The sequence below is a fragment of the Pseudomonas floridensis genome (genome assembly GCF_002087235.1).
GTDB classification, from domain to species: domain Bacteria; phylum Pseudomonadota; class Gammaproteobacteria; order Pseudomonadales; family Pseudomonadaceae; genus Aquipseudomonas; species Aquipseudomonas floridensis.
Map to the genome: position 1 here is coordinate 1 of NZ_MUIO01000214.1, position 4198 is coordinate 4198.

The window sequence follows — 4198 nt, forward strand, 5'->3', positions numbered from 1 at the left end:
CAATCTTTGCAACAGAGCCGTACAAACGATCTGTGACCTTCTAGACGAATTCGCTCCCCCCGTTTCAGGACGCCGGCGTCGCGATCTAATCACCTATGTAGAAGATCGCCGCGGCCACGATAAACGTTATGCCATCGATGCAAGCAAGATAAGTCGGGATCTAGGATGGCTCCCAAGTCGTACATTCGAAATTGGCATTCGCGATACCGTTGAATGGTATCTAAAGAACTCATGGTGGTGGCAGGATATTCTTGATCGTGGTCATCACGTCGAGCGCCTAGGCCTCGGTGCAAAAGATAGTCAAAAGGAGATAGTCCAATGAGAGGTATAATCCTCGCCGGCGGATCGGGCACCCGTTTACATCCCGTGACTCTCGGAACGAGTAAGCAGCTCCTACCTGTGTATGACAAGCCAATGGTGTACTTTCCCCTGAGCACACTGATGCTAGCCGGTATCAGAGACATTCTTGTTATTACGACGCCGAAGGATCAGGACGCTTATAAGCAGGTGCTTCGCGACGGGAGCCAATGGGGTTTGAACTTGTCTTATGCAGCACAGCCATCTCCAGATGGGTTGGCTCAAGCGTTGCTCATCGGTGAAAGTTTCCTCGCCGGACAGCCCTGCGCGCTCGTGTTAGGTGACAACATCTTCTATGGTGATGGCCTCGGGGCCGAGCTGACCGATGCAGCAACAGCCGGTCATGGAGCGTGCCTGTTTGCCTATCATGTACGCGATCCGGAGCGTTATGGGGTTGTCAGCTTCGACCGCGAGGGAAAAGCCGTCACCATAGAGGAGAAACCCGCAAACCCCAGGTCAAATTGGGCCGTTACAGGGCTGTATTTCTATGATGGCAATGCTTCGCAGATCGCCAAATCGATAAAACCTTCCGATAGAGGTGAACTCGAAATAACATCAGTAAACAATATCTACTTAGAAAATGGTTTGTGCTCGGTTGTCAGGTTAGGCCGAGGATATGGCTGGTTTGATACAGGAACACACGCTTCCTTGCTTGAGGCAAGTGAGTTTGTCCGAGTAGTTCAAGACCGACAAAATCTCCAAGTCGCATGCCCCGAAGAAATTGCCTATCGGAAAGGCTGGGTGACGCCAGAGGTCATCGAGAAAGCCGGAAATCTACTAGCAAAGACGAATTACGGCCAATACCTTTTGAGCTTGGTTCACGATGACAGCTACGCCTTGATATAAAAATATGATTTTTAGGGCGTGAACATCCTAGCTGTCTGGCAATATTTGCCGCTTTCCATAGCGAGAGAGGAACATGCTCACGCCTTCGGCAACCACTTTCTCACGTCGCTCCTTCGATGGAGCATCCCCAATACCGATAACTCGTAGCCAAAGAAGGGGCTCGTTCAGCAAACCTAAGAACTGTGAAGCTGCAAGTTCCGCATCTTCGACATGAAGCACGCGGTTCGCACTTAAGGTTCTCAGGTACTCTACCAGAGCTCGCATTGCCGGCGCCTTCCCTGCTTCAAAGAAGGTTGTTGGCAGGTCGGGAAACCGGGTTCCCTCACTAATAACCATACGAAGAAAAGCCACAGCAATCGGCGGTTCCCAAAAATCCACAACGGCATCCCCAATCCGCTTCAGACCAGCCGCCGGATCGCTTAGAACAGACTCATCAGCGGTAATTTCCACAACGGGAAATTCACTCCATACTCGCTCTACGGATGCGATAAACAGCGCCTCCTTGCTTTCGAACTGGTTGTAGACAGTTCGGCGCGCAACTGAGGCCTCCCGCGCAACCAGGTCCATGCTCGTGTCTTCAAAGCCTCGCGCGAGGAAGACGCGCGTTGCGGCATCCAGGATTCCCTCTCGTTTCGGTATGTCGCTGCGAGTTGAGGGACCGGCGCTGCGGGGGGGAATCGCTAACCCGTCTTATTCATCGGACAATGGCGGACGGTGGGTTCTGGGCTGACGGCGAGCGGGATCGCGCGTCTGCCTGACGCGTGTGGATCGGGGTCGTTTTGTTGGCGCTGGAGGGACGGGCGTGGGTTCGTCGGGGCGTCTCTGCCCCATGGGTCAGGCCGGTGCCGGGGCGAGCGCGATCGCCAAGTGGCGCAGCAGGTCGGCCTCGGGGCTGGCTGCGGCAAAGGCGAGACGGACGCGGGCCGCGGTCTCGCGGACGCGGGCCCCGAGTTTGAGCAGGCGCAACCGGATCGTGGCGAACTCGGCCTTGGCCAAGCGATGGGTGATCGGGATGGCCTCGCGCACGGTCAGCATCAGCCAATAGGCAGCGGTGTGCAGCACGAGGCGCATCTGGTTGGCGGCGGGGTTCCGGCACGAGGTACGGTCGGAGGCGAGCTGGCCCTTGTGGAGCTTGATCAGGTTCTCGGCCTGGCCGCGGGCGCAGTAGAGCTCGGCATAGAGCCATTCGGGCGTGCCGGTTTCGATGTTGGTGACCACGTAGCGGATGTCGAGGCCGAGCCGCGTGGCTTCGATGCGAGCCGCGACGCGACGTTCCTGCCGCCAGGACTTGGCTGCGTGCGTGGTCTCGGCAAAGCCGCGCACCGCATCCTTGTCGCCGATGGCCCGCACCACCCGGATGGTATCGGCGATATCCTCGACCTTGGCGGCCAGCGCCTTGGTGCCGGTCAGGCCGAAGACGTAGGCGACGCCGTTGTCTTCGCACCAGTCCATGACCTCGGGCCGGCCGTAATGGCCGTCGCCCCGGATCGTGATCGCGGTCGTCGGCCAATGGCGGCGGATGGCCCTGAGGAGGCGGCGCAGATGGCCCCGCACCTCGCGGCCGGACGGCGTCTTGCCCGGCCGCAGGATCATCGCCACCGGGCGCGCGGTGGCGGTGTCGTAGACGTGGATGGGCAGAAAGCAGCGCGCATCGTGGTGGGCGTTGAACAACGACAACTGCTGCTGGCCGTGGACCACGTCGCAGGTGTCGTCGATGTCCAGGGTGACGGCGGCTGGAGGCACGGCGTAGCTGGCGCAGTACAGGTCGACCAGCACGCGCCCGAGCCGGATCAGGTCGCGCAGGTCCGGCGTGTTCTCCAGCCGCGAGACGGTGGGCTGGCTCATCAGGTCCGCGCCGCTCTCGGGCAGGCGCCCGCAGGCGAGCTTGAAGGCGGGGTCGGCGCGCAGGTGGTCGAGGTCGTCCGCGTCCTCATACCCGCAGGCGATGGCCAGGATGCGCGCCAGGAGGATCTCGGGCAGCGGGTGCACGATCCGGCTCGGATCGCGCCGGTCCGGGATCACCGCGGCGAGCTTGTCGGCAATCCGCATCCGCCGGGCCGCCTGAGCCAGCAGCAGGACGCCGCCGTCCGAGGTCAGGCGCCCGCCGTCGAAGGCGGCTGTGAGCTTCTTGGCTCTCACGGATGGAAACGCGAACGGAAGTGCGTCAAGATCGGACATGGCGGGCGTGGCGGGCTCGATGGGGTGAAGAAGGTTGGTGTGAGCACCCAATCCCTAAGCCAGATCAATGCTTTACGCTACGCTCGCCAGCTTCGATCCACCGCCCTCATGAATAAGACGGGCTAATTTCGTTCACGATGATCATCACCTTCCTTGACTGCACTGCACTGTGCAATGTATGTTTTGGAGACTGCACGGTGCAGTGCAAACGAGGAGATAGGGTATGTCAGTCGTAAATTCCAGCGTCGCTTTGCCTGCTGAGGTCTCAAAGGACCGTTTCGCCAGGGGATCTGCTACATTCGCCGCAGTCACCGGCATTCCCACGGAGGCATACCTTGATGGATTCAAGGATAGCTCGCCTGATTTTGGTCGCTATGTGATTGAGTGGGTCTTCGGCGATGTATACAGCCGCACCGATTTGGATTTGAAAACCCGGGAACTCGTTATCATCGCAGCCGGCGCGGCGTTGGGCGCAACGGGAATTGATGTCATCAAATTTCATGTCCCCACTGCGGTACGCGCGGGTGCAACCCGAGACCAGATTTTCGGCGTTCTTACCCAGGTAGCGATTGTTGCAGGTGTTCCCACAGCACTCGCCGCAATTTCGGCGGCGGCACAAGTCTTGGGGCCACACTCTCAGGTCGCTGATGGTGCCAAGGCATGAATATCAGGTCCGAGGATCAGCTCAGCGGATTAGCGATAAGCCTAATGGCTGTCGCGTCCGCATTGACTGTGGCAAACGTGTACTTCAACCAGTCCATGTTGCCCGCCATAGCGGCAGAATTTGGAACCAGTCCTGGCTCTGTTGCAAAGATTG

General features: G+C 59.0%; 4 protein-coding genes and 1 pseudogene. 3 read left to right on the forward strand and 2 right to left on the reverse strand.

Annotated elements, in window-relative coordinates; translation table 11 throughout:
* Both BZK31_RS29615 and rfbA read left to right on the forward strand, forming a co-directional pair.
* Nucleotides 1–322: pseudogene (locus BZK31_RS29615) on the forward strand (GDP-mannose 4,6-dehydratase); the annotation flags it as partial.
* Nucleotides 319–1203 carry a glucose-1-phosphate thymidylyltransferase RfbA gene (gene rfbA / locus BZK31_RS28325; RefSeq protein ID WP_023082278.1) on the forward strand — a complete coding sequence of 295 codons (885 nt, stop codon included), beginning with the start codon at nucleotides 319–321 and terminating at the stop codon, nucleotides 1201–1203. The pseudogene BZK31_RS29615 and the gene rfbA, both read left to right, overlap by 4 nt.
* A gap of 27 nt (nucleotides 1204–1230) precedes the next feature.
* Here rfbA and BZK31_RS28330 read toward each other — a convergent pair whose 3' ends face one another.
* Together BZK31_RS28330 and BZK31_RS28335 are read right to left on the reverse strand one after the other, a co-directional pair.
* Nucleotides 1231–1881: a TetR/AcrR family transcriptional regulator gene (locus tag BZK31_RS28330; RefSeq protein ID WP_079388470.1), complete on the reverse strand. Its 651-nt coding sequence runs from the start codon at nucleotides 1879–1881 to the stop codon at nucleotides 1231–1233.
* Nucleotides 1882–2037: 156 nt separating this feature from the next.
* Nucleotides 2038–3381 carry an IS1380 family transposase gene (locus BZK31_RS28335; RefSeq protein ID WP_023082273.1) on the reverse strand — a complete coding sequence of 448 codons (1344 nt, stop codon included), beginning with the start codon at nucleotides 3379–3381 and terminating at the stop codon, nucleotides 2038–2040.
* A gap of 223 nt (nucleotides 3382–3604) precedes the next feature.
* Here BZK31_RS28335 and BZK31_RS28340 point away from each other — a divergent pair, with 223 nt between their 5' ends.
* Nucleotides 3605–4045, forward strand: a complete 441-nt coding sequence (locus tag BZK31_RS28340; RefSeq protein WP_071117966.1) for a carboxymuconolactone decarboxylase family protein — start codon at nucleotides 3605–3607, stop codon at nucleotides 4043–4045.
* Nucleotides 4046–4198 lie beyond the last annotated feature (153 nt).

What these genes read in the sequence shown, in the direction of transcription:
- rfbA (WP_023082278.1), top strand. Translation starts at nt 319, where the DNA reads ATGAGAGGTATAATCCTCGCCGGCGGATCGGGCACCCGTTTACATCCC.
- BZK31_RS28340 (WP_071117966.1), top strand. Translation starts at nt 3,605, where the DNA reads ATGTCAGTCGTAAATTCCAGCGTCGCTTTGCCTGCTGAGGTCTCAAAG.
- BZK31_RS28335 (WP_023082273.1), bottom strand. Translation starts at nt 3,381, where the DNA reads ATGTCCGATCTTGACGCACTTCCGTTCGCGTTTCCATCCGTGAGAGCC.